Consider the following 1140-nt stretch of genomic DNA (forward strand, 5'->3'; position numbering starts at 1 on the left):
GAGTTAGTACAGATTGTTTTGATGTTGCATTTGAAGCACTCAAGAAAGATATTGAAGTTTTAAATGCCGAAAAAGTTGAAAAGGAATTAGTTGAAATTGATAATTACTTAGACTGGTATCAAGACAAGTTACAGTTTGAAAAACTTTTTCCTAAAATCGAAAAATTTCTGAAAGATGTCAAATGGGTATTTGCTGCAAACCTTATCAATATGTCGACAGGTAGAATTACTATGTTTCAGAATAGGTTATTCAAACAATTTGTGACTAATGAATATATAGAAAGATTTTCTGAGGAATGTCAAAAATTAAATGCTGATTTTTCTGCTACGGTCAAACAAAGAGGTAAAAAAGGTACTACGTTAAAAAAACTCACGGTTAAAGGTAGAAAGCCTGTTGAGATACTAAGCGAAGGAGAACAAAGATCAATATCTTTAGCAAATTTTCTCGCTGAAACAGCACTTAATGATGATAACGATTGTATCATACTAGACGATCCGGTATGCTCATTGGATTATAAACGAAGAGAACTAATCGCTAGAAGACTGGTCGAAGAAGCAAAGAAGAAACAAGTGGTCATACTGACCCATGACATCACATTTTTGTTACTAGTTCAAGACCTTTGTCAGAATCAAGAAATAGACTACTGTGCAACAACAATTAGAAAGATTCAACAAAATTCTGGAATCTTACAAAATTCACTTCCATGGCTCAGCATGCCAGTAAAGAAACGACTTGGAAGTTTGCAGAATAAATTACAAGGTATTGAAAAACTGTATAAAGAAATTGTTCCATCAAATGTTGATAAGGTAGAGGATTATGAAAGGCAAGTAAAACTTTGGTGCGAAGAATTGAGGGAGACATGGGAACGGACTGTAGAAGAGATACTATTCAATAATTCACTTCAGAGGTTTAGTCCAGCGATACAAACACAACGCTTAAGAGAGGCACCATTTACCAGAGAACTTTATGAAGAGTTAGAAGCAGGTATGGCTAGCTGCTCGAACTGGGTTCATGATAGAGCTGGTGGGCTAGGAGAAGGAGTCCCTAATCCTGAAGAATTGAGTTCATATTTAGCGAATTGCAGGGAATTTGTGAAGAGAAATAGACCGAAGTAAATGAGTGTAGAAGTAATTCTAGAAT

1 protein-coding gene is annotated in these 1140 nt (G+C 35.2%); it reads left to right on the forward strand.

Going from position 1 to position 1140, the window contains the following annotated elements:
- Window positions 1-1115 (forward strand): AAA family ATPase (locus tag A5875_RS22245; RefSeq protein WP_176244784.1); only part of this gene is annotated, 1115 nt, incomplete at its 5' end.
- Window positions 1116-1140 lie beyond the last annotated feature (25 nt).

Origin of the sequence: Enterococcus sp. 3H8_DIV0648, from assembly GCF_002140655.1 — a bacterium.
In the GTDB taxonomy this organism is placed as follows: Bacteria; Bacillota; Bacilli; order Lactobacillales; family Enterococcaceae; genus Enterococcus_A; species Enterococcus_A hulanensis.